At 73.8% G+C, this 20772-nt stretch carries 22 protein-coding genes and 1 tRNA gene; 4 read left to right on the top strand and 19 right to left on the bottom strand.

The window, feature by feature from the left end; all coding sequences use genetic code 11:
* Nucleotides 1-48 precede the first annotated feature (48 nt).
* Together JOE38_RS02570 and JOE38_RS02565 are read left to right on the top strand one after the other, a co-directional pair.
* Nucleotides 49-312, top strand: coding sequence for a hypothetical protein (locus JOE38_RS02570; protein ID WP_204574723.1), 264 nt, complete (start codon nucleotides 49-51; stop codon nucleotides 310-312).
* A gap of 58 nt (nucleotides 313-370) precedes the next feature.
* The gene (locus JOE38_RS02565) at nucleotides 371-1897 is read left to right on the top strand and encodes an SDR family oxidoreductase (protein WP_204574722.1); all 1527 of its coding nucleotides are present in this window, start codon (nucleotides 371-373) and stop codon (nucleotides 1895-1897) included.
* 73 nt (nucleotides 1898-1970) lie between these two features.
* Here the strand turns inward: JOE38_RS02565 and JOE38_RS02560 are convergent, their stop codons facing one another.
* From JOE38_RS02560 to rplU, 17 genes are all read right to left on the bottom strand, one after another.
* Nucleotides 1971-2243 carry an HPr family phosphocarrier protein gene (locus JOE38_RS02560; protein ID WP_086514791.1) on the bottom strand — a complete coding sequence of 91 codons (273 nt, stop codon included), beginning with the start codon at nucleotides 2241-2243 and terminating at the stop codon, nucleotides 1971-1973.
* A 56-nt stretch (nucleotides 2244-2299) separates the two neighbouring features.
* Nucleotides 2300-4345, bottom strand: a complete 2046-nt coding sequence (locus tag JOE38_RS02555; RefSeq protein ID WP_204574721.1) for a PTS fructose transporter subunit IIABC — start codon at nucleotides 4343-4345, stop codon at nucleotides 2300-2302.
* A gap of 22 nt (nucleotides 4346-4367) precedes the next feature.
* The gene (locus tag JOE38_RS02550; protein ID WP_204574720.1) at nucleotides 4368-5339 is read right to left on the bottom strand and encodes a 1-phosphofructokinase family hexose kinase; all 972 of its coding nucleotides are present in this window, start codon (nucleotides 5337-5339) and stop codon (nucleotides 4368-4370) included.
* Nucleotides 5336-6124: a DeoR/GlpR family DNA-binding transcription regulator gene (locus JOE38_RS02545; protein ID WP_204574719.1), complete on the bottom strand. Its 789-nt coding sequence runs from the start codon at nucleotides 6122-6124 to the stop codon at nucleotides 5336-5338. The genes JOE38_RS02550 and JOE38_RS02545 overlap by 4 nt, the downstream gene beginning before the upstream one ends.
* Before the next feature lie 134 nt (nucleotides 6125-6258).
* Nucleotides 6259-7278 carry an SGNH/GDSL hydrolase family protein gene (locus JOE38_RS02540; RefSeq protein WP_204574718.1) on the bottom strand — a complete coding sequence of 340 codons (1020 nt, stop codon included), beginning with the start codon at nucleotides 7276-7278 and terminating at the stop codon, nucleotides 6259-6261.
* Nucleotides 7279-7320: 42 nt separating this feature from the next.
* Nucleotides 7321-7644: a hypothetical protein gene (locus JOE38_RS02535; RefSeq protein WP_204574717.1), complete on the bottom strand. Its 324-nt coding sequence runs from the start codon at nucleotides 7642-7644 to the stop codon at nucleotides 7321-7323.
* A gap of 161 nt (nucleotides 7645-7805) precedes the next feature.
* Nucleotides 7806-7878, bottom strand: a tRNA-Ala gene (locus tag JOE38_RS02530).
* A 100-nt stretch (nucleotides 7879-7978) separates the two neighbouring features.
* Nucleotides 7979-8395, bottom strand: coding sequence for a TFIIB-type zinc ribbon-containing protein (locus JOE38_RS02525; RefSeq protein WP_204574716.1), 417 nt, complete (start codon nucleotides 8393-8395; stop codon nucleotides 7979-7981).
* Nucleotides 8396-8444: 49 nt separating this feature from the next.
* A complete protein-coding gene (gene rsfS / locus JOE38_RS02520) occupies nucleotides 8445-8822 on the bottom strand; it encodes a ribosome silencing factor (RefSeq protein ID WP_012299154.1) in 378 nt (125 codons plus the stop codon).
* A gap of 39 nt (nucleotides 8823-8861) precedes the next feature.
* Nucleotides 8862-10352: a hypothetical protein gene (locus JOE38_RS02515; RefSeq protein ID WP_204574715.1), complete on the bottom strand. Its 1491-nt coding sequence runs from the start codon at nucleotides 10350-10352 to the stop codon at nucleotides 8862-8864.
* Nucleotides 10349-10951: a nicotinate-nucleotide adenylyltransferase gene (nadD, locus tag JOE38_RS02510; protein ID WP_015490179.1), complete on the bottom strand. Its 603-nt coding sequence runs from the start codon at nucleotides 10949-10951 to the stop codon at nucleotides 10349-10351. Before nadD ends, JOE38_RS02515 begins: the two co-directional genes overlap by 4 nt.
* A gap of 17 nt (nucleotides 10952-10968) precedes the next feature.
* Entirely contained in the window at nucleotides 10969-11184 is a 216-nt protein-coding gene (locus JOE38_RS02505) for a hypothetical protein (RefSeq protein ID WP_119402173.1), read from the bottom strand.
* A gap of 98 nt (nucleotides 11185-11282) precedes the next feature.
* Nucleotides 11283-12617, bottom strand: coding sequence for a glutamate-5-semialdehyde dehydrogenase (locus JOE38_RS02500; protein WP_204574714.1), 1335 nt, complete (start codon nucleotides 12615-12617; stop codon nucleotides 11283-11285).
* Between the two features lie 54 nt (nucleotides 12618-12671).
* Complete coding sequence (gene proB, locus JOE38_RS02495; protein ID WP_204574713.1) at nucleotides 12672-13451, bottom strand: glutamate 5-kinase; 780 nt, start codon at nucleotides 13449-13451, stop codon at nucleotides 12672-12674.
* Between the two features lie 3 nt (nucleotides 13452-13454).
* Complete coding sequence (gene obgE / locus JOE38_RS02490; RefSeq protein ID WP_204574712.1) at nucleotides 13455-14993, bottom strand: GTPase ObgE; 1539 nt, start codon at nucleotides 14991-14993, stop codon at nucleotides 13455-13457.
* A 121-nt stretch (nucleotides 14994-15114) separates the two neighbouring features.
* Nucleotides 15115-15369, bottom strand: coding sequence for a 50S ribosomal protein L27 (rpmA, locus tag JOE38_RS02485; RefSeq protein ID WP_012299161.1), 255 nt, complete (start codon nucleotides 15367-15369; stop codon nucleotides 15115-15117).
* A 24-nt stretch (nucleotides 15370-15393) separates the two neighbouring features.
* Nucleotides 15394-15702 (bottom strand): 50S ribosomal protein L21, encoded by a 309-nt coding sequence (gene rplU / locus JOE38_RS02480; protein ID WP_012038175.1) that lies wholly within the window; start codon nucleotides 15700-15702, stop codon nucleotides 15394-15396.
* Nucleotides 15703-15992: 290 nt separating this feature from the next.
* Here rplU and JOE38_RS02475 point away from each other — a divergent pair, with 290 nt between their 5' ends.
* Nucleotides 15993-16271 carry a DUF4031 domain-containing protein gene (locus JOE38_RS02475; RefSeq protein ID WP_204574711.1) on the top strand — a complete coding sequence of 93 codons (279 nt, stop codon included), beginning with the start codon at nucleotides 15993-15995 and terminating at the stop codon, nucleotides 16269-16271.
* A gap of 89 nt (nucleotides 16272-16360) precedes the next feature.
* Here JOE38_RS02475 and JOE38_RS02470 read toward each other — a convergent pair whose 3' ends face one another.
* Nucleotides 16361-19375, bottom strand: a complete 3015-nt coding sequence (locus tag JOE38_RS02470; RefSeq protein WP_204574710.1) for an Rne/Rng family ribonuclease — start codon at nucleotides 19373-19375, stop codon at nucleotides 16361-16363.
* Between the two features lie 305 nt (nucleotides 19376-19680).
* Between JOE38_RS02470 and JOE38_RS02465 the strand changes: the two genes are divergently transcribed.
* Nucleotides 19681-20289, top strand: coding sequence for a vitamin K epoxide reductase family protein (locus JOE38_RS02465; RefSeq protein WP_204574709.1), 609 nt, complete (start codon nucleotides 19681-19683; stop codon nucleotides 20287-20289).
* A 61-nt stretch (nucleotides 20290-20350) separates the two neighbouring features.
* On the opposite strand, the gene ndk is transcribed toward JOE38_RS02465, so the two are convergent.
* Nucleotides 20351-20770: a nucleoside-diphosphate kinase gene (gene ndk, locus JOE38_RS02460; protein WP_012038171.1), complete on the bottom strand. Its 420-nt coding sequence runs from the start codon at nucleotides 20768-20770 to the stop codon at nucleotides 20351-20353.
* Nucleotides 20771-20772 lie beyond the last annotated feature (2 nt).

Genomic DNA, 20772 nt, shown 5'->3' with positions numbered 1-20772 from the left:
CTCCACAGGCAGCAGGGAGCGCCGGGCGCCAGCGCGTACGGTCGCCGGATGCCGTCCCTCCCGCTCGACCCGCGTCCCGACCGCGCCCCGCTCGACCCGTCCGCGGCGCCGCCCACCGCGACCGATGCGCAGTCGACCCGCGCGGAGGATGCGACTGCCGGGGTGCCTGCCCCCGAGTCCGTCCCCGTCGACCCCGAGGCGGAGCGGGCGCGCTGGCGCGATCGCCGCACCGGGGTCATCGCCCTCGTCGTCGTCACGATCGCGCTCTGGGCGGTCATCGCCGCCGCGGTCGGCTTCGCCACCACGATGTAGCGCCCGGCCGTCGACCTCCCACCGCAGGGTGCGGCCGACGGCCCGGGTATCATCTCCTGTGCCCTCCGACGCCCTGCCCGACGACCCCGCCCACCCCGCGGATCCCGTCACCCCCTCGCCGTCCGCCGCCTCGCCCGGATCGGCCATCGACCCGGACGACCTCGCGACCGCCCTCCGCGTCCTCGGCTCGCTCGCCGACATCGACGAGGAGCACCCCGACTTCGTCGCCGTCCGCCGCGCCACCGCCTCCATGTTCAAGCAGGTGAAGAAGGCCCGCCGGCTCGAGAAGCGCGAGGCCGTCGCGAGCGCCGACCGCGCCGTCGTGGCCGCCACCGCCACGGGCGCGCCCGACCGCATCGACGACGAGACCCGCGGGATCCCGCTGGCCATCACGACCGCGAAGCCGACCGCGGGCACGCTCCTCCGCTCGCGTCCCTGCTACATCTGCAAGCAGCACTACACGCAGGTCGACGCGTTCTACCACCAGCTCTGCCCGGACTGCGCGCTCCTCAACCACGCGAAGCGCGAGGCCCGCACCGACCTGACGGGCATGCGGGCGCTCCTCACGGGAGGCCGCGCCAAGATCGGCATGCACATCGCGCTGCGGCTCCTCCGCGACGGCGCGCACACCACCATCACCACGCGCTTCCCGCGCGACGCCGTGCGCCGCTTCGCCGGCCTGCCGGACGCGCACGAGTGGGTGCACCGCCTGCGCATCGTGGGCCTCGACCTCCGCGACCCGGCGCAGGTCATCGGCCTCACCGACGCGGTGGCGGCCGCGGGTCCCCTCGACATCCTCATCAACAACGCCGCGCAGACCGTGCGCCGCTCCCCCGGCTCGTACGCCCCGCTGTCCGAGGCGGAGGCGGCACCGCTGCCCGACGGCGACCTCCCCGAGCTCCTCACCTTCGGGCACACGGCCGACGCGCACCCGGCTGCCCTCGCCGCGTCGGTCGCGGCGCACCCCATCCTCTCGACCGCGACCGGGATCACGGCCGCCGAGGTCACCGAGCTCGCCATGACGGCCGGCTCCTCCTCGCTCGCGCGCCTCGCCGCCGGCACCGCCATCGACGCGGGCGGCCTCGTGCCCGACCTGCACGACGCGAACAGCTGGACCCAGGTGGTGCACGAGGTGGATCCGCTCGAGATGCTCGAGGTGCAGCTCGCCAACGTCACGGCCCCGTTCCTCCTCGTCAGCCGGCTGCGCCCCGCGATGGCCGCGTCGGCGTCGCGCCGCAAGTACGTCGTGAACGTGAGCGCCATGGAGGGCCAGTTCGCCCGCGCCTACAAGGGACCCGGCCACCCGCACACGAACATGGCGAAGGCCGCGCTCAACATGATGACCCGCACCTCGGCGCGCGAGATGCGCGAGACCGACGGCATCCTCATGACGAGCGTCGACACCGGCTGGATCACCGACGAGCGCCCGCACCCCACCAAGGTCCGCCTCGCGGAGGAGGGCTTCCACGCCCCGCTCGACCTCGTCGACGGCGCCGCGCGCGTGTACGACCCCATCGTCATGGGCCAGGCCGGCGAGGACATCTCAGGCGTCTTCCTCAAGGACTACCGCGTCGCCGAGTGGTGACGTCGCACGCCGCCTGACACGACGAGAGGCCCGGACCCGCATCGCGGTGTCCGGGCCTCTCGTCGTGGCGGTGCTACTCGACGGCGTCGAGGTCGCTCTCGAGCAGCGCCGCCAGCTCGTCGAGCGCGGCGTCCGCGCCGTCGCCCTCGGCCGTGAGCACGACCTGGTCGCCGTTCGCGGCGCCGAGGCTCATGAGCGACAGGATGCTCGTCGCGTCGAGCGGCGTGCCGCCCGGCTTGCTGATCTTCACCGGCACGCCCGTGCGGCGCACGGCCTCGATGAACAGGGATGCGGGTCGGGCGTGCAGGCCCACGCGGCTGCCGATGGTGGCGGTGCGCTCGGTCATGGACGTTCTCCTTCTGGTGGTGCGGATGGGGCGGGCGGGATCAGGCGTCGACGGGATCAGGCCGCGACGGGGACGCCCTGGTCGACGGGCGCGGAGGCGACGGCCTCGGGGCGCTTCGTCGTGAAGCGCTTGAGGAGCACCACGAGGAAGGCCGTCACGACCGTGCCGACGGCGACGGAGGCGAGGAACCCGAGGAACGTGCCGTTCATGGCGAACAGCACGAACACGCCGCCGTGGGGCGCCTGGGAGACGACCTGCAGGCCCATGATCATGGCGCCCGTGACGCCGCCGCCCACGATGCTCGCGGGGATGACGCGCAGCGGGTCGACCGCGGCGAACGGGATGGCGCCCTCGGAGATGAACGCGGCGCCGAGGAGCCACGCGGCCTTGCCGTTCTCGCGCTCCGCCGGGCTGAACAGGCGGCGGTCGATGACGGTGGAGGCGAGCGCGAGGGCGAGCGGCGGCACCATGCCGGCGGCCATGACCGCGGCCATGATCTCCCACGGCGTCTGGTCGGTGATGGATCCGGCGCCGAGGCCGGCGACCGCGAACGAGTAGGCGACCTTGTTGATGGGGCCGCCGAGGTCGATGCACATCATCACGCCGAGGATGACACCGAGCAGGATCGCGGACGCGCCGGTGAGGCCCGACAGGAAGTCGTTGAGGCCGCGCGTGAGCGCCGCGATGGGGCCACCGAGCACCATGATCATGAGTCCGGAGGCGACGATCGAGGCCAGCAGCGGGATGATCACGACGGGCATGAGGCCCCGCAGCCAGCGCGGCACGTCGATGCGGCCGATCGCGTAGGCGATGCCACCGGCGAGGAGGCCGCCCACGAGGCCGCCGAGGAAGCCGGCGCCCATGATCACGGAGATGGATCCCGCGACGAACCCGGGCGCGATGCCCGGCCGGTCGGCGATGGCGTAGGCGATGTAGCCGGCCAGCGCGGGCACGAGGAACGCCATCGACGCGTTGCCGATGACGAACGCGACGGCGCCGAGGTACTGACCGAGGCCGCCCGCGGGCAGGTTCGCGAGCGAGTTCTGCAGCACGACGTCGGAGGCCGTCTCGGTGATCCGGTAGCCGCCGAGCAGGAAGCCGAGCGCGATCAGGAGACCGCCGCCCGCGACGAAGGGGATCATGTAGCTGACGCCCGTGAGCAGCCAGCGCTTGAGGCGCGCGCCCACCGACTGCGACGCCTGCGGGGAGGCCTGCTCGGATCCGGCGGACGACGACGCGCCGCCCGGCACGCGCGCGGCGCTCGGGTCCTTCGCGGCGGCGACGGCCTCGGCGACCATCTGGTCGGGCTGGTCGATGCCGCGCTTGACGGGCGACTGGATGACGGGCTTGCCGGCGAAGCGGGCGCGGTCGCGCACGTCCACGTCGACCGCGAAGATCACGGCCGTGGCCCGCGCGATGATCGCGGGGTCGACGGGCGTGACCGAGGAGGATCCCTGGGTCTCGACGTGCAGCTCGACGCCCGCGCGCTTGGCCGCGGCGACGAGCGAGTCGGCCGCCATGTAGGTGTGCGCGATCCCGGTGGGGCACGCGGTGACGGCGATGAGCACGGGCGCGTCCGCGGGGGCGGCGGCCGGAGCGGACGCCGACGCCGCGGGAGCCGCGGCCGGGGCACCCGTCGAGGAGGCGGGCTCGTCCACGAGCGCGCCCTCCACGAGCGAGACGACCTGGTCCTCGTCCGTGGCGGTGCGCAGCGCCTCGACAAACTCCGGCTTGATGAGCGACCGGGCGAGTCGCGACAGCAGGACGAGGTGCTCCTGGTCGGCGCCGTCGGGCGCGGCGATGAAGAACACGAGGTCGGCGGGGCCGTCGGGCGCGCCGAAGTCGACGGCGGGCTTCGGTCGCGCCATGACGAGCGTGGCCTCGGTGACCGCGGCGGAGCGGCAGTGTGGGATGGCGAGGCCGCCGCCCATGCCGGTGTCGGTCTTCGACTCGCGCTCCCACGCGTCGGCGAAGAGGGCGTCGGCGTCGGTGGCGCGGCCCTCGGCGACGACGCGCTCGGCCAGCGTGCGGACGGCGTGCTCGCGGTCGGCGCCGAGGTCGGCGTCGAGGAGCACGAGGCGGTTCGTGATGAGCGATGGCATGTTCTTCTCCAGGTGGGGCGGGTCAGCGATCGGCGGCGATCGGGAGGAGCGGCTGGACGGTGACGCTGTCCGGTCGGGTCTGTTCGGGGGACGGCATGGTGCTGCCGGGCAGGGACGCGGCGGCGGATCCGTGGGCGACGGCCTGCGCGAGCCGCCCCTCGGGTCCGGCCCCGCGGTGGTCGGCGAGCAGGTAGCCCGCGAGCGACGAGTCGCCCGCGCCCACGGTGCTCACCGGCACGATCGGGGGCATGGTGGCGAGCCACCCGCCCTCCGCCGTGGTGAGGACGGCCCCCCGCGCGCCGAGGGTCGCGAGGACCGCGCGGCAGCCGCGGGAGACGAGGGAACGGGATGCGTCGTGGGCCAGCCGGGGGTCGGCCTCGAGCGCATCCGGGTCCGGGAGGCCGACGAGCTCGGCGAGCTCCTCGGCGTTGGGCTTGACGAGGTCCACGACGGCGCCGGACGCGACGAGCGCGGCCATGGGCGCGCCCGACGAGTCGACGGCGATGCGCGGCGCCGCGTCGCCGAGCTCGGCACGGACGGCCTGCACCACGCGGGCGGCGAAGTCGTCGTCGAGGCCGGGCGGCAGGGATCCCGCCAGCACGAGCCAGCTCGCCCGGCGCGCGTGGCGGATCACGAGCGCCACCAGCGCGTCCGCCTCGGCGGCGGAGAGGACCGGACCCGGCTCGTTGACCTTGGTGGTGGTGCCGTCCGGCTCGGTGAGCGTGACGTTCTGCCGGACGCGGCCGTCGATGTCCAGCTGGTCGAGCGGGATCCCTTCGGCGGCCAGCGCCACGAGCATGGGGTCGTCGAGCCGGCCGGGCAGCAGGGCGAGGGTCTCGAGGCCGGAGGCGATGAGCGCACGCGAGACGTTGACGCCCTTGCCGCCCGGCTGCTCGGCGACGCCGCGGGCGCGCTGCACGGCTCCGCGCGCGAGTGCTCCGGCGAGGTCGATGGTGCGGTCGAGGCTCGGGTTGGCGGTGAGGGTGAGGATCACGCGACCATCACCTCCACCTCCGCGGCGGCCAGCGCGTCTGCCAGCGGGCCGTCGGGCGCGGCGTCGGTCACGAGCGCGTCGAGGTCGTTGAGGGCCGCGAAGCCGACGAGCGCCTCCTCCCCCGCCTTCGACGCGTCGACGAGCGCCACGGCACGTCGGGATCCTCGGGTCAACGCGGTCTTCACGGCCGCCTCCTCTTCGTCGGGGGTGCTGAGGCCGAACTCGGCGTGGATCCCGTTCGCGCCGATGAACGCGATGTCGGGTCGCAGCCGCGCGAGCTGGCCGAGGGTGGCGGGGCCGACGGCCGCGCTCGTGATGCCGCGGACGCGTCCGCCGAGGAGCTGCACCTCGACCGCGGGATTCCGGGTCACGGTCTGCGCGATGGACATGGAGTGCGTGACGACGACGAGCGTGCGGCCGGCGACGTCCGGCCGCCAGGCGGCGACGCGCTCCGCGACGAGCCCCGTGGTGGTGCCGGCGTCGAGCGCGATGGATCCCGCGAAGCTCGTCGGCAGGAACCCCATGGCCGCGTCGGCGATGCGCGCCTTGGCCGCCGTGTTGCGGGAACCCCGGGTGTCGAGGCTCTCCTCGGCGCGGGTGGACCGATCCGCGAGGACGGCGCCGCCGTGCACGCGGCGGAGGACGCCGCGGCTCTCGAGCTGGGCGAGGTCGCGGCGGACCGTCTCGGTCGTCACGTCGAAGTCGCGCGCCAGGCCGAGGACCGCGACGCGGCCGGTGCTCTCGAGGAGGGCGACCACCCTGTCCTGGCGCTCTTCGGCGTACATGGGCGGTCTCCTTCGACTCCGTGGGGCACTGGCGCCTCGCGTCCTCGCACTGTAGCCCTGATCCGCAGGAGAAGCAACACGAAACCACAAGATCCCACATGGTCACGGGCGGCCCGCCTGCACGGCGGCGGGGATCAGCGGCCGAGCGCTGCCTGCTCCTCGCGCAGCACGCCCGCCAGGACACCGGACTCCCACGCCAGTCCCGCCGCGTTCGGGTGCAGGGGCACATCCCCCGCGCTGCCGCCGAGCCCCGCCACGTACGGGTCGCCCGCATCCCCCGCGCACGCACCGTGCGCGGCGGTCGGCGTCTCCTGGTCCACGAAACGGGCACCCGCGTCGGCTGCCGCCCGGGCGATCGCCCCGTCGAGCTCGCGCTGGATCCCCGCCAGCCACGCCGCGTCCCGGTCGGCGAGGAGCACCTGGCCGTTCACCGCGGACGATGCCGTGGCCCGCAGGCAGCCCTCCGCGGGCAGCGCGTCGGGGTCGCCCAGCACGGTGAGGTAGCCGACCGCGACGATGCGGGCGTCGGGCGCCGCCGCGCGGATCCGGGCGAACGCCTCGCCGAGACGCGGCGCCACCTCCCCCTCGATGCGGGCGCGGACGGCGTCGGTCCCGCCCGCGGGCGCGAGCGCGTCCACGCACGTCGTCGGCCCGGCCGCCACGGGTCCCGCCGGATCGCGCGCGAGGCACCCGCCGACGAGCGCCGGGAAGCCGAGGTCGTTGCCCCCGAGGCGCACGAGGACGACGTCGGCACCATCGGCCAGCGCGTCGAGCTGCGCGGGCACGGTCTGTCCGCCGCGTTCCCTCGGAGCGGCGAGATCGCCCGTGCTGGCGCCGTCGCAGGCCGCGTCGACGAGGTCCGCGCCGACGTCGGCCGCGGCGACCCGCACCGAGGACGCCACGGTGCGCCCGCACACCCCCGGATCCCCGGGCAGCGGCTGGGCCGGTCCCGTGCCCGTGGAGTAGGAGTCGCCGAGGGAGACCACCCGGAGCGGGGCGGCGGGAGCGGTAGGCAGGACGACGTCCGGTGCGGTGCAGCCGGTCGCGATCAGGAGCAGGGCGGTCGCCGCGCTGGCGAGGGCTGCTCCACGGAGACGGGAGCGAGAGGCCGACGCGCGGCGCCGACTCGAGCGGGCGGCGGTGTGGCGAGGCATCCCCTCGACCCTACGCGCGCGCGGGATCCGGGTCGGTCGGGCTCAGTCCTCGACGTGGCGCTGACGCGCGTAGACGACCACCGCGACGATCAGGCCGACGAGGATGCCGGCGGCCAGCGGGAAGAGGAACCCGCCCGGGCCGATCTGCGTCACGACGCTGCCGTGGTCGATCCGGGTGTCGACGACGCCCGGCACGTCGAGCCCGGGGTAGCCCTCGGTGCCCTGCGCGAAGGAGGTGATGAGGAGCGTCACGATGACGGCCGCCCCGACCACGAACGCGGACAGGAAGCCCAGCACCGCGGAACCGACCACCGACGTGCGGTGCGGGTCGGTGGTGTGCGTCCGGTGCAGGGTGGCGTGCGACATTGTGGAGCTCCAGGGGTCGATGACCTGATCTACGGTACGCCGGTCCTCCAAGTGGAGGACAGTCCCCCGATCGGGGACCGACGCCGCGTCGGAGACGAGGAGAGCAGAGCCGGAGACGGGAAGAGCCCCGCGCCTCCGTGAGGAGGAGCGGGGCTCGAGGGTGGATCTGAGGGGATTCGAACCCCTGACCCCCTGCATGCCATGCAGGTGCGCTACCAACTGCGCCACAGACCCGTGATCCGCTTCCCTGCGGAAGCGACTCGTCTACATTACTACACATTCCGACCGCCCCATGACCAGGGCATCCTCATGGGCGGCCGGCCGGCGGGACCGCTCAGTCGAAGAGCTCGCTGAGCCAGCTCTCCTTCTTGCGGCGCTTGCCGCCGTATCCGTCGCCGCTCCCGTATCCGCCCGCGCTGGGGTAGCCCTGCCCTCTGCGGTCGCCGTAGCCGTCCGCGGGGATGCCGTAGCCGCGATCGCGGTCGTCGTCGCGGCGGCGGTCGTCACCGCGGCGGTCGTCATCCCGACGGCGGTCGTCGCGACCAGGACCCGGATACCCGCCGAGCGGCGCTGCGGGCGGCACGGGCGATGCGGCCGCCGGCGCGGCGCGCATCTCCTGCTCCGCGCGGTCGAGGATCTTGTCGAGCTCGCCGCGGTCCAACCACACGCCGCGGCAGTCCGGGCAGTAGTCGATCTCCACCCCGGCGCGCTCGCTCATCACGAGGGTGGCGGAGTCGTTGGGGCACTTCATGCGGGGAGCTCCTCGCGAGTGCCGGGCGTCGCTGCCCGGGAGGATCGGATCAGGATGCGGAGGCCGTCGGCTCGATCTCGAGGGCGACGACGGGGCAGTCCTTCCAGAGGCGCTCCAGCGAGTAGTACATGCGGTCCTCCTCGGTGAAGACGTGGGCGACGACGTCGCCGAAGTCGAGAAGGATCCAGCGTCCCTCGCTCTTCCCCTCGCGGCGGAGCGGCTTGGCGCCCGCCTCGATCATCTTGTCCTCGATCTCGTCGGCGACCGCCTGCGCGTTCCGCTCGTTGCGGGCCGAGGCGATCAGGAAGACGTCGGTGAGGGGCAGGGGCCCGGAGACGTCGAGCGCGACCAGGTCGATGGCCTGCTTGGAGTCGGCAGCGGATGCGGCGACCTTGAGTAGGTCGAGGGCGCGGGGAGAAGCGGTCACAGAGTCCTTCCGGGACGGGTGGGATGGGGCATCAGACGATCAGAATACATTCGTCATGAACGCGACGATGACGAGTCCGGCGCCGATGACGGCGACTCCCCCGGCCGCGACGGCCGCGACGACCGGCGCCGTGAAGCGCTTGCGGGGCGGCGGCTGCACGACGGCGCGCGTCGAGGTGTGGGTGCTGACGGCACGGCTGGCCCGCACGGGCTCCGAGTCGGTGCCGCCCGGCGCGTGATCGTGGTCGTCGCCCTGCTCGAGGATGCGGTCCATGTCGGCCGTGTCGAAGCGGTCCGGGTGCGTGCCCATGGAGCCGAGGCTGCGCGGCAGGTCGATGGAGCCGGTGATGATGATCTCGCCCGTGCTGTTGAGCGCCTGCTGCATGTCGTTGACATGCGGCACGGTCGGGAGGATGAAGTGGTTGCCCGTGTGGGGCTGGTCCTCGTCGACCTGGTCCTGCAGGGACCAGTGGCCCGCAGGCGGGGTGTACGACGTGGGGGCATCCGCGGTCTCGGGTGCGTCCGCGTCCGTCGCGGGCGAGGCGTCGGTCGCATCGCCCGGGACGTCCTCGACGGCGCTGGACGCCCGCGTGCCGAACGCCGGCTCGAGCGGCTGCTCGGCGGCCGCCGTGATCCACGGGGTGGTCTCGAGGGAGGGCGCGGGACGCGGGTCCTCCTCCTGGCTGGGGGCGTGGGCCGCGAGGGGCGGGACGGTCGGCTGCTCGCCCGAGGCGTCCACGTCCCGACCGGCGGCGTCGCCCGAGGGGACGATCGGCGCGAAGGGCCACGCCGACGGCGTCTCGGCCGAGGTCGCCGTGCGGTCCGCGGTCGTGCCGGACGCCTCGTCCGACGCCACCACCTGCGCGCCGTCCTCCGCGGCGGGCACAGGGGGCTCCGTCGCGTCCGCGACGGCGGAGCGCCGGTACGCGCTGCCGTACGGCGCACGCGGTCGCGGCGTCGCGCGGGATCCGCTGCCGTAGCGCGCGTACGGCGGGACGGAGGTCTCCGAGGACGTCGGGGGCGCGTCGTCGACGGCCGCGGGCGCGCCGGTCGTCGAGGTCGGGCCCGTCTCGGATCCTGACGGCGTCGCGTCGGCGTCCTCGTGCTCGGAGCCGCGCTGCTGGCGCGCGGCCTCCTCGGCCTCGCGGATGGCGCGCAGCTGGCGCCGGGTCAGCACGCCGCCGGACAGCAGGATGGCCGAGGTGTCGGGGCCCACGCCGGGAGCGGTGAGCGGGGCGGGCTGCGGAGTCGTGGACTCGTCGGGCCGGGCGTCGGATCCGTCGGCGCCGGTCGAGCCGGAGGCCTCGGGCTGGTCGTCCGAGGGGGCGGCCGGAGCAGACGTCGCGGACGGCTCCTCGACAGGCGCCGAATCCTCGACCGGGGCGTCGTCCGCCTCGTCGATGCCGAGCGCCAGCGCACGGGCGCGCTCGGCGGCGCGCATCTCGCGGCGGCTCAGCCCGAGGGTCGCGGGAGCGGGACCGTCGTCGAACGAGGTGGGCCCGGTGTCGGGCGCGTCGTGGGAGGGGGTCATTGCGGGCTCCGATACAGGTGGTGCTTGGAGATGTACTGGACGACTCCGTCGGGGACGAGGTACCACACGGGGAAGCCCCGTCCGACACGGGCCCGGCAGTCGGTCGAGGAGATCGCCAGCGCCGGGACCTCCAGCAATCTTACGTCGGCGTGCGGGAGGCCGCTCTCGGTGAGGTCGTGGCCGGGGCGGGTGACGGCGACGAAGTGCGCGAGGTCCCACAGCTCGGCGACGTCCTTCCAGCCGAGGATCTGCTGGATCGCGTCCGCGCCGGTGATGAAGAACAGCTCCGCGTCCGGGTGCGTGCGCCGGATGTCGCGGAGGGTGTCGATCGTGTACGTGGTGCCCGCGCGGTCGATGTCGACGCGGCTCACGGTGAAGCGCGGGTTGGCCGCGGTCGCGATCACGGTCATCAGGTAGCGGTGCTCGCCGTCCGTGACCGTCTGCTTCTGCCACGGCTGCCCGGTGGGGACGAAGATCACCTCGTCGAGCTGGAGGTGCTGCTGCACCTCGCTCGCGGCGACGAGGTGGCCGTTGTGGATGGGGTCGAACGTGCCGCCCATGACCCCGATGCGGAGGCGCGGGGTCGCGGGTGTCGTCATCTGGAGGGTGCTCGCGCTCAGTGCGTCGAGTCGGCGGTGCCGTGGCCCTGCTCGGCGACGGGGGGCTTGCCCCACTTCTCCGAGTGGCGGTTGCTCACGTCGCGGAAGCTGAACATGACCACCCCGAGCGCGACGAACACGACCGCCGCGACGGCCGGGAACACCCAGAGCGGAGCGGCGAGCTCCATGGCGTGCTCGGTCTCGGCGAGGATGGTGGTGGTCAGCGCGTGCATGGGATCTCCGTTCGTGGCACGCCCCGTCGAGCGGAGGCGGCGCCTGCCATCCTACCGGCGGGCCCCCGCACGGGGCGCACCCGCGGCCGGGCGTGCCGTCAGCCGCGCACCTGTCCGCTGCCCCGGACGATCCACTTGGTGCTGGTGAGCTCCTCGAGGCCCATCGGACCGCGCGCGTGCAGCTTCTGCGTGGAGATGCCGACCTCCGCGCCGAAGCCGAACTCGGATCCGTCGGTGAAGCGCGTGGACGCGTTGACCATCACGACGGCCGAGTCCACGGCGGCGAGGAAGCGCTCCGCCACGGCGAGGTCGGACGTGACGATGGACTCGGTGTGGTGCGTCGACCAGCGCGCGATGTGCGAGACCGCGTCCTCGACGGAGTCGACGACGCGCACCGCCACGTCGAGCGAGAGGTACTCGGCCGCCCAGTCCGCGTCGGTGGCGGGGACGGCATCGGGCCACAGCTCGAGGACGGCGGCGTCGCCGTGCACGCTGACGCCGCGGTCGCGGAGGGCGTCGAGCACGGAGGCGAGGATGCGCGGTGCCGCGTCGCGGTGGACCAGCAGCGTCTCCATCGCGTTGCACACGCTGGGCCGGCTGACCTTGGCGTCGACGGCGATGTCGACGGCCATGCGCGCGTCGGCGGAGGCGTCGAGGTAGACGTGGACGACGCCGGCCCCGGTCTCGATGACGGGAACGGTCGACTCCTCCACCACGGTGCGGATGAGCTCGGCGGATCCGCGCGGCACCAGCACGTCGACGAGGCCGCGCGCCCGCATGAGCCGGGCTGCGCCCGCGCGGCCGTGCGCGTCGACCGTCTGCACCGCGTCCGCGGGGAGGCCGGCGCGCGCGAGGGCGCCGCGCATGACGTCGACGAGGACGGCGTTGGTGCGGAGGGCGGCGGATCCCCCGCGCAGCACGACGGCGTTGCCGCTCTTCAGGGCGAGCGCCGCGATGTCGACCGTGACGTTGGGGCGGGCTTCGTAGATCGCGCCGACGACGCCGAACGGCACGCGCACCTGCGAGAGCAGCAGGCCGTTCGGCAGCGTGCGGCCGCGGACGACGTGGCCGAGCGGGTCGTCGAGAGAACGGATCCCGGCGACGGCGTCAGCCAGGGCCGCCACGCGCCGGGCGTCGAGCGTCAGCCGGTCGAGGAGGCCCGTCGCGAGTCCGGCCGACCGGCCCGCGGCGAGGTCCTCGGCGTTGGCGGCGACGATGCGGTCGGCGGCGGAGACGAGGGCGGCCGCGATGGCGTCGAGCGCGGCGTCGCGGCGGCCGGAGGTGGTGGCGGCGAGGTCCGTGGACGCCGCCCGTGCGGCCACGAGGATCCGCTCGAGCGCGTCGTCCGTGGGCGGCTCGGCCGGGATCGCGTCGGCGGTGATGGTCGGGGTCGCGGGCACGGCGTCGGGGGCGCCGGGGACGTTCGAGGGCATGCACGGCAGCCTAGCCAGGCGCCTGCCGCCCGCGAGCGAGGGCAGGCGGATCGCTCAGCCGCGGGGCGCGAACCACGTGCCGACATGGGCACCCGCGAGGGCCTCGGCGACCTGCGCGGTCGACGTGAGGAGGACCCCGGTTCCGGCCTCGGCGGCGAGGCGCGCGGCGGCGACCTTGGTCACCGCTCCCCCGGTGCCCACGCCCGTTCCCGTGCTGCCGATCTCGACGCCATCCAGCTCGTCGCCGAACGCCACGTGCTCGATGCGCCGGGCTCCCGGCTCCTCCGGCGGCCGCGTGTAGAGCGCGTCCACGTCCGAGAGGAGGAGGAGGAGGTCCGCGTCCACCAGCCGGGCGACGAGCGCGGCGAGCCGGTCGTTGTCGCCGAAGCGGATCTCGTGCGTGGCCACGGTGTCGTTCTCGTTGACGATCGGGAGCAGCCGGAGACCCAGCAGGCGCTCCATCGCGCGCTGCGCGTTCTCCCGGTGGTCGGGGGCGGCGAGGTCGCCTGCCGTGAGGAGCACCTGGCCCGCGACGATGCCGTAGCGGTCGAGGCTCTCCTGGTAGCGGAAGATCAGCACGCTCTGACCCACCGCGGCGGCGGCCTGCTGCGTGGCGAGATCGGCCGGGCGGTCGTCGAGGCGGAGGAACGGCATCCCCGTCGCGATGGCGCCGGAGGAGACGAGCACGATCTCGGCCCCACGCGCGTGCACGGACGCGATGGCGTCGACGAGGGGCGCGATCTGCCCGGCGTTCTCCCCGCTGATGGAGGACGAGCCGACCTTCACGACGATGCGCCGCGCGGACGCGATGCCCGCGCGCGAGGCCGTGCCCACCCGCTAGGCCTTCGCGTCCGAGGACGCGTCCTCGTCCGTCCCGTCCTCGTCCGCCCAGAGGCCGGCCTCGCCCTCGCGCACGAGCTCGGCGCGGGCGTCGGCCTTGGCGTCCATGCGGGCGAAGTAGTCCTCGCGGCGCGCCTGGTTGGTGCGGCGGCGGATGGGGTCGACGCGGGCGTCGGCGCCGCGGGGGCTCGTGATGAGCTCCGCGGTGGACGTGAGGGTGGGCTCCCAGTCGAAGACGATGCCGTCGCCCTCGCCGATGACGACGCTGGATCCGGCCACCGCGCCGGCCTTGAACAGGCCGTCCTCGACGCCGAGCTTGGCGAGGCGGTCGGCGAGGTAGCCGACGGCCTCGTCGTTGGTGAAGTCGGTCTGCTGCACCCAGCGCTCGGGCTTGGTGCCGATGACGCGGTAGATGTCGCCGTAGCTGCCGCCGTCGACGCGGATGGTGAACGGCTTCTCGTTCACGGCGCGCGGACGCAGCACGATGCGCGGGGCCTCGGGCTCCTCGGCGGCCTTCGTCCGGGCGTCCTCGACCAGCTCGGCGAGGGCGAAGGACAGCTGGCGCAGGCCGTCGTGGCTGACCGTGGAGATGTCGAAGACGCGGTAGCCGCGGGCCTCGAGCTCCGGACGCACCAGCTCCGCGAGCTCCCGGGCCTCGGGGACGTCGATCTTGTTGAGCGCGATGAGCTGCGGGCGCTCGAGCAGCGGCACCTGGCCGTCGGGCACGGGGTACGCGGCGAGCTCCGTGAGGATGATGTCGAGGTCGGAGATGGGGTCGCGTCCGGGATCCAGCGTCGCGCAGTCGAGCACGTGCAGGAGGGCCGAGCAGCGCTCGACGTGGCGGAGGAACTCGAGGCCCAGGCCCTTGCCCTCGCTCGCGCCCTCGATGAGGCCGGGGACGTCGGCGACCGTGTAGCGCGAGTCCGCGACCTCGACGACACCGAGGTTCGGGTGCAGCGTGGTGAAGGGGTAGTCGGCGATCTTCGGCTTCGCGGCCGAGATGGCTGCGACGAGGCTCGACTTGCCCGCGGACGGGTAGCCCACGAGCGCGACATCGGCGACGACCTTCAGCTCGAGGACGACATCGCCCTCGTAGCCGCGCGTGCCGAGCAGCGCGAAGCCCGGGGCCTTGCGCTTGGTGGTGGCGAGCGACGCGTTGCCGAGCCCGCCCTGGCCGGCCTCGGCGGCCACGTAGCGCATGCCGGGCGTGGCCATGTCCGCGAGCTCGTTGCCGTCGACGTCCTTGACGACGGTGCCGACGGGGACGGGGAGCTCGAGCGCCTCGCCGAGCGTGCCGTGGCGGTGGTCGCCCATGCCCGGTCCGCCGTTGCGGGAGGAGCGGTGCGGCCCGCGGTGGTAGGCCAGCAGCGTGGTGACCTGGGGGTCCGCGACGAGGACGATGTCCCCGCCGTTGCCGCCGTTGCCGCCGTCGGGTCCCGCGAGGGGCTTGAACTTCTCGCGGCGGACCGAGACGCAGCCGTTGCCGCCGTTTCCCGCCCGCAGGTGGAGGGTCACGGTGTCGACGAATGTCGCCATGGCTGTGCTCGTTTCTTCTAGGGGTGTTCCCCGCGGAACGCACGCAAGGGCGGGCCGAGGAGGCCCGCCCTTGATGTGCTGCGCGGCAGTGCCGCTGCAGGGTCCGTGCTGTCGGCCTGGACTAGGCCGGGACGACGATGTTGACGACCTTGCGGCCGCCCTTGACGCCGAACTCCACCGAGCCGGCGGAGAGGGCGAACAGCGTGTCGTCGCCGCCACGGCCGACGTTGACGCCGGGGTGGAAGTGCGTGCCGCGCTGGCGGACGATGATCTCGCCGGCGCCGACGACCTGGCCGCCGAAGCGCTTCACGCCGAGGCGCTGGGCGTTCGAGTCACGGCCGTTGCGGGTAGAGCTCGCGCCCTTCTTGTGTGCCATCTGTATCTCCCTGCGGTCTCGGTGCTAGTTGATCTCGGTGACCTGGACGCGCGTGAGGTCCTGGCGGTGCCCCTGGCGCTTCTTGTACCCGGTCTTGTTCTTGAACTTCTGGATGACGATCTTGGGACCGCGGAGGTCGTTCAGGATCTCGGCGCTGACGGTGACGTCGGCGAGCTTGGCGGCGTCCGTGGTGATGGTGTCGCCGTCGACGAGCAGGACCGCGGGGAGCACGACCTTGCCGCTCTGCTGGTTCTTGACCCGGTCCATCGTCACGATGGTCCCGACCTCGACCTTCTCCTGCCGACCGCCGGCGCGCACAACTGCGTAAACCACTTTTCCGTACCTGTTTTCTCTCGCGGGCTTGACTCACTGGGGACTTGACGCCCTGTGGCCCGAATCATTGGAGGAAGTCTGCCGCAGGCGCACGATCTCTGGGGATCGGCGCATGCCAGCGACTCACGTTACCGGAACGCCGGACAGGGGTCAAACTCCGGACCCCCGGCGTCCTCGGTCGATCATACGCGAGAGGATCCCCGTCCCGGCGCATGCGCGCCGGGCGCGTCGCGGGTGTCCCCCCGATCCCTCGGACCGCCGACGCGGCCCCGCCTGCCTAAGCTCGCAGGATGAGCGTGCTCCTCGACCGACCGGCCTGGCCGGCGCACGGGCGTCTGTGGGCGCACCTCGTGAGCGACGCCTCGCTCGAGGAGCTGCATGCCTTCGCCCGCGCGGCCGGGATCCCGGAGCGCGCCTTCGATCGCGACCACTACGACGTGCCCGAGGAGCGGCACGCGGAGCTGGTGGCGCGCGGCGCCGAGCCGGTCTCGAACCGCGACCTGGTGCGCCGGCTGCAGGCGAGCGGGCTGCGGGTCACCCAGCGGGAGCGGCGCGCGCCTCGATCCTGACGTCAGGATCGGTCGAGGGGACGACGGAGGGCCCGGAGCATGCGCTCCGGGCCCTCCGTCGTGCAGCCGCCTCGCAGGCGGCCCGTGGGTCAGCTCGCGTCGTCGGCCGGGGCCGGCGTCGTCAGCGTCTGCGTCGAGACCCGACGGCTGCGCGAACGCCCCTGGCCGGGCTCCTTGGGCTGCGGCAGCGCGTCGAGCACGGAGCCGAGGAGCTGCTCCGCGTCGGCCGAGCTCACGCGGCGCGGAGCCGTGCGGGTGCTCGCGACCGGGATGTCGAGGATCTGCACGGGTTCCAGGCGGATGGCCTCGCGCGGCTCGAGCGTCGACAGGGCGGGCTCCTCCACGGGAGCGTCGGCCGGCGTCGGGTCCTCGGCGGGAGCGGACGGCGCCTCGTCGACGGGCGTCGGCGTCGCCGGCTCGGCGGTCGCGGACGACGCGCGCCCCCGGCCCCCGCGGCTCCGACGCGGGCGGTCGCCGCGCGGCTGCTCCTCGGCGGGAGCCGCCTCGGCCGGCGGCGCGGCATCGGCGCTCTCGTCCGGCGTGCGCACGACGTCCTCGACCCGGTCGATGGCCTCGTTCACCGTCTGGATGGTGCTCGTGGCGATTTTGGCGAGGGCGGAGCGCGCGTCGTCCGTGATGCTGTGTGTGCTGGCCGCGGGCGTGCGCTGCTGCTGCGCCTGGCCGCCGCCGTTGCCGCGACCTCCGCCGTTGCCCCCGTTGCCGTTGCCGCCGCCGGTGCCGTGGTCCTGCTGGCCCTTGCCGCCGCGACGGCGGCCCTGGCCCTGCACGGGCTCCTGCGGCGTCTGCTTGTGGGCCATGAGCGGGTCGTGGTGGATGATGATCCCCCGCCCGGCGCACGTCTCGCAGTTCTCCGAGAACGACTCGAGCAGCCCGAGGCCGAGCTTCTTGCGGGTCATCTGCACGAGCCCGAGCGAGGTGACCTCGGCGACCTGGTGCTTGGTCCGGTCGCGGCTCAGGCACTCCACCAGGCGGCGGAGCACGAGGTCGCGGTTGGACTCGAGCACCATGTCGATGAAGTCGACGACGATGATGCCGCCGATGTCGCGCAGGCGCATCTGGCGGACGATCTCCTCGGCGGCCTCGAGGTTGTTCTTGGTGACGGTCTCCTCGAGGTTGCCGCCGGATCCGACGAACTTCCCCGTGTTGACGTCGACCACGGTCATGGCCTCGGTGCGGTCGATGACGAGGGATCCGCCGGACGGCAGCCAGACCTTGCGGTCGAGCGCCTTCTCGATCTGCTCGCTGACGCGGTAGTGGTCGAAGGAGTCCTTCTCGCCCGAGTACGTCTGCACCCGGTCGATGAGGTCCGGCGCCACGCCGCGCAGGTAGCCCTCGATGATCTCCTGGGCGTCGCCGCCGTCGATCACGAGCTCGCGGAAGTCCTCGTTGAAGACGTCGCGGATGATCTTCAGCAGCAGGTCCGGCTCGGAGTGCAGGAGCGCGGGCGCCTGCGCCTTCTCGACCTGGCGGCTGATCTCGGCCCACTGCGACGTGAGGCGCTCGACGTCGAGCTTCAGCTGCTCCTCGGTCGCGCCCTCGGCTGCGGTGCGGACGATCACGCCCACGTTCTCGGGCAGCACCTCCTTGAGGGTCTTCTTGAGGCGGGCTCGCTCGGTGTCGGGCAGCTTGCGGCTGATGCCGTTCATCGATCCGTTGGGCACGTACACGAGGTAGCGGCCGGGGAGGCTCACCTGGCTCGTGAGGCGGGCGCCCTTGTGGCCGACCGGGTCCTTGGTGACCTGGACGAGCACGCGGTCGCCGGGCTTCAGCGCCACCTCGATGCGGCGCGCGTGGTTGCCCGGCCCCTTGTCGGCGTTGGCGGCGTCCCAGTCGACCTCGCCGGAGTAGAGCACGGCGTTGCGGCCGCGGCCGATGTCGATGAAGGCGGCCTCCATGCTGGGCAGCACGTTCTGGACGCGGCCGAGGTACACGTTGCCGATGAGCGACGCCTCGTCGGCGCGGGCGACGTAGTGCTCGACGAGCACCTGGTCCTCGAGCACGCCGATCTGGATCTTGCCGTCGCGCGAGCGGACGATCATGCTGCGGTCGACGGACTCGCGGCGCGCCAGGTACTCGGACTCGGTGAGGACCGGGCGGCGGCGTCCGGCGTCGCGGCCGTCGCGGCGGCGCTGCTTCTTGGCCTCGAGGCGCGTGGATCCCTTGATGCGCTGCGGCTCGGTGATGAGCTCCGGCTCGCGCGGCGTGCGGACCTTGACGACCGTGCCGGGCGCGTCGTCGCCGTCGCGGCCTTCCTCGCCGGAGCGACGGCGCGCGCGGCGGCGGACCGACGGGGAGTCGTCCTCGTCGTCGTGGTCGTCGTCGCGGGTGTCGCGGCCGCGACCGTCACGGCTGACGCCGCGGTCCTGGCTGCGGTCCTGCCCTCGGCCGCCGCGGCGCGAGGAGCGCGAGGGGCGCTCGTCGCGGTCGAGGTCGTCGTCCTCGTCGCGGGCGTCGTCGCGACGGTCGTCCCGCTCGCGGCGGGGAGGCAGCGGCGCGATGTCCGGGGCCTGGAAGAAGACGGAGAGCGACGGCACGGGGCGCGCCGGGGCGGCGGGCTCCTCGGCGACGGGCTCGACGGCCGGAGCGGCCGGAGCGGCCTCCGCTGCCGGCGCCTCCGTGTCGGGTGCGTCGGCCGCAGCCGCCTCCTGCTCGGCCGCGACGGCGGCCTTGCGCGGGGCGCGCTTCCGCGGCGCACGAGCGGCGGGCGCGGCGGGCTGCTCGGCACCGGGGGCCTGCGCGTCGGCGGCGCCAGCGGGAGCGGATGCCGAGGCGGACGCGTCGACGCTGGCGTCGTCCGGCTGGGCGGCCGCGGGCGCGGATGCGGAGGTGCTCGCGCGGCGGGAGCGTCGGACGACCGGCGCCTCCGTCTCGTCGGGCGTGGATCGGGTGTCGTCGTTCTCGTTCAGGGTGTGGCCCTTCGCTTCGGAGGCGGCGGGCGGGCCGCTCGCCTCGGGGGTCGCGGACGCGGGGACGGCGGGCGTGCCGCCGGTCCCCGTCGCCGCGGTCGTCTCGGCGCGGCGGCCCGTGAGCCGCTCGAAGAGGCTGGGTCGCCTCCTGCCGGTGTTCTCGTCTCTCTCCACCATCTCTGGTGCACTCCTCAACCGGTCGGTACGGCCGCGCCGTACCCCGGTAGCTCTCCGAGTGGATCCCCGCGTACGCGGCTCTCCGTCGATCCTGGTCTGCGACGTCCGGCCCGAGGCTTCGGTCGTGCGCACTGGTACGGAACTGGCCATCCGCCGCCGGCTATGCCGGGTGGCCCGGGTGTGCCCCGGTAAAGACTCTTCATGGCGGTCGTCCCGCGCGGCGGTCCGACCTGCCTGCCAGTATCGCACGCCGACGCCCACCCGGCCGTCAGGGTCGGCGCTCCCCCGTCTGCCATGATCGCCGCATGACCGCGACCCGGGCCCCCGCGCACCCCCGCTCCCTGGCCGTCCTGCTCGTCGTCACGGGCGTCGTCGGCTGGATCGGCGCATTCGTGCTCGTGCTCGACCGGCTGCACCTGCTGGAGAACCCGGGCGCGTCGCTGTCGTGCGACGTCAACCCGTTCATCTCCTGCGCCACCGTCATCGAGTCGCCGCAGGGATCGCTGTTCGGCTTCCCCAACCCGCTCATCGGAGTGGCGGCCTTCGTGGTGCCGATCGTGCTCGGCATGGGGCTCGTCGCGGGCGCCCGGTTCGCGCGCTGGTTCTGGACGCTGTTCGCGCTGGGGACGTTCGCCGGCTGGGTCTTCGTGACGTGGCTCTTCACCCAGAGCGTCTTCGTCATCGGCGCGCTCTGCCCCTACTGCCTCCTGGTGTGGAGCGCGATGATCCCGCTGTGGTGGGGCACGCTGTCGGCGACCGCACGCGCGGGGCTGCTGCCGCTGCCCGCCGGGATCCGCCGGGCCGCCGACGCGGTGGCGCCGTACACCTGGGCGGTCGTCGTGCTCAACTACGCGATCATCGTGGTCGCGATCGTCTCCACGTTCCCGGCGCTGATCCCGACGCTCCTCGGCTGAGCCGCCGGGACGACGAGAGGGGCCGACCGGATGCCGGTCGGCCCCTCTTCTCGTCCGGGTCCTAGAACCAGAGCGCGAGCTCGCGCGCGGCGGACTCGGGCGAGTCGCTGCCGTGCACGAGGTTCTGCGCCACGGCGAGGCCCCAGTCGCGGCCGAGGTCGCCGCGGATCGTGCCGGGGGCGGCGCCCGTGGGGTCGGTCGTGCCGGCGAGCGAGCGGAAGCCCTCGATGACGCGATTCCCGGCGACGCGCACCGCGACGATCGGGCCCGACTCCATGAACTCGACGAGCGGCTCGTAGAACGGCTTGCCCTGGTGCTCCTCGTAGTGCTGCTCGAGCAGGGCGCGCTCGGCCTGCACCATGCGGAGGTCGACGATCTGGTACCCCTTGGCCTCGATGCGGCGGAGGATCTCGCCGGTGAGGCCGCGGGCGACGCCGTCGGGCTTGACGAGGACGAGGGTCTCCTGGACGGGAGCGGACATGG

The organism is Clavibacter michiganensis (assembly GCF_016907085.1).
Classification (GTDB): Bacteria; Actinomycetota; Actinomycetes; order Actinomycetales; family Microbacteriaceae; genus Clavibacter; species Clavibacter michiganensis_O.
This window is presented reverse-complemented; position numbering and strand designations above follow the sequence as displayed.

What these genes read in the sequence shown, in the direction of transcription:
- JOE38_RS02505 (WP_119402173.1), bottom strand. Translation starts at nt 11,184, where the DNA reads ATGCACGCGCTGACCACCACCATCCTCGCCGAGACCGAGCACGCCATG.
- JOE38_RS02515 (WP_204574715.1), bottom strand. Translation starts at nt 10,352, where the DNA reads ATGACCCCCTCCCACGACGCGCCCGACACCGGGCCCACCTCGTTCGAC.
- JOE38_RS02470 (WP_204574710.1), bottom strand. Translation starts at nt 19,375, where the DNA reads ATGGTGGAGAGAGACGAGAACACCGGCAGGAGGCGACCCAGCCTCTTC.
- JOE38_RS02500 (WP_204574714.1), bottom strand. Translation starts at nt 12,617, where the DNA reads ATGCCCTCGAACGTCCCCGGCGCCCCCGACGCCGTGCCCGCGACCCCG.
- JOE38_RS02535 (WP_204574717.1), bottom strand. Translation starts at nt 7,644, where the DNA reads ATGTCGCACGCCACCCTGCACCGGACGCACACCACCGACCCGCACCGC.
- JOE38_RS02525 (WP_204574716.1), bottom strand. Translation starts at nt 8,395, where the DNA reads ATGAAGTGCCCCAACGACTCCGCCACCCTCGTGATGAGCGAGCGCGCC.
- JOE38_RS02465 (WP_204574709.1), top strand. Translation starts at nt 19,681, where the DNA reads ATGACCGCGACCCGGGCCCCCGCGCACCCCCGCTCCCTGGCCGTCCTG.
- obgE (WP_204574712.1), bottom strand. Translation starts at nt 14,993, where the DNA reads ATGGCGACATTCGTCGACACCGTGACCCTCCACCTGCGGGCGGGAAAC.
- rpmA (WP_012299161.1), bottom strand. Translation starts at nt 15,369, where the DNA reads ATGGCACACAAGAAGGGCGCGAGCTCTACCCGCAACGGCCGTGACTCG.
- JOE38_RS02555 (WP_204574721.1), bottom strand. Translation starts at nt 4,345, where the DNA reads ATGCCATCGCTCATCACGAACCGCCTCGTGCTCCTCGACGCCGACCTC.
- JOE38_RS02540 (WP_204574718.1), bottom strand. Translation starts at nt 7,278, where the DNA reads ATGCCTCGCCACACCGCCGCCCGCTCGAGTCGGCGCCGCGCGTCGGCC.
- JOE38_RS02570 (WP_204574723.1), top strand. Translation starts at nt 49, where the DNA reads ATGCCGTCCCTCCCGCTCGACCCGCGTCCCGACCGCGCCCCGCTCGAC.
- JOE38_RS02475 (WP_204574711.1), top strand. Translation starts at nt 15,993, where the DNA reads ATGAGCGTGCTCCTCGACCGACCGGCCTGGCCGGCGCACGGGCGTCTG.
- nadD (WP_015490179.1), bottom strand. Translation starts at nt 10,951, where the DNA reads ATGACGACACCCGCGACCCCGCGCCTCCGCATCGGGGTCATGGGCGGC.
- JOE38_RS02560 (WP_086514791.1), bottom strand. Translation starts at nt 2,243, where the DNA reads ATGACCGAGCGCACCGCCACCATCGGCAGCCGCGTGGGCCTGCACGCC.
- ndk (WP_012038171.1), bottom strand. Translation starts at nt 20,770, where the DNA reads ATGTCCGCTCCCGTCCAGGAGACCCTCGTCCTCGTCAAGCCCGACGGC.
- JOE38_RS02545 (WP_204574719.1), bottom strand. Translation starts at nt 6,124, where the DNA reads ATGTACGCCGAAGAGCGCCAGGACAGGGTGGTCGCCCTCCTCGAGAGC.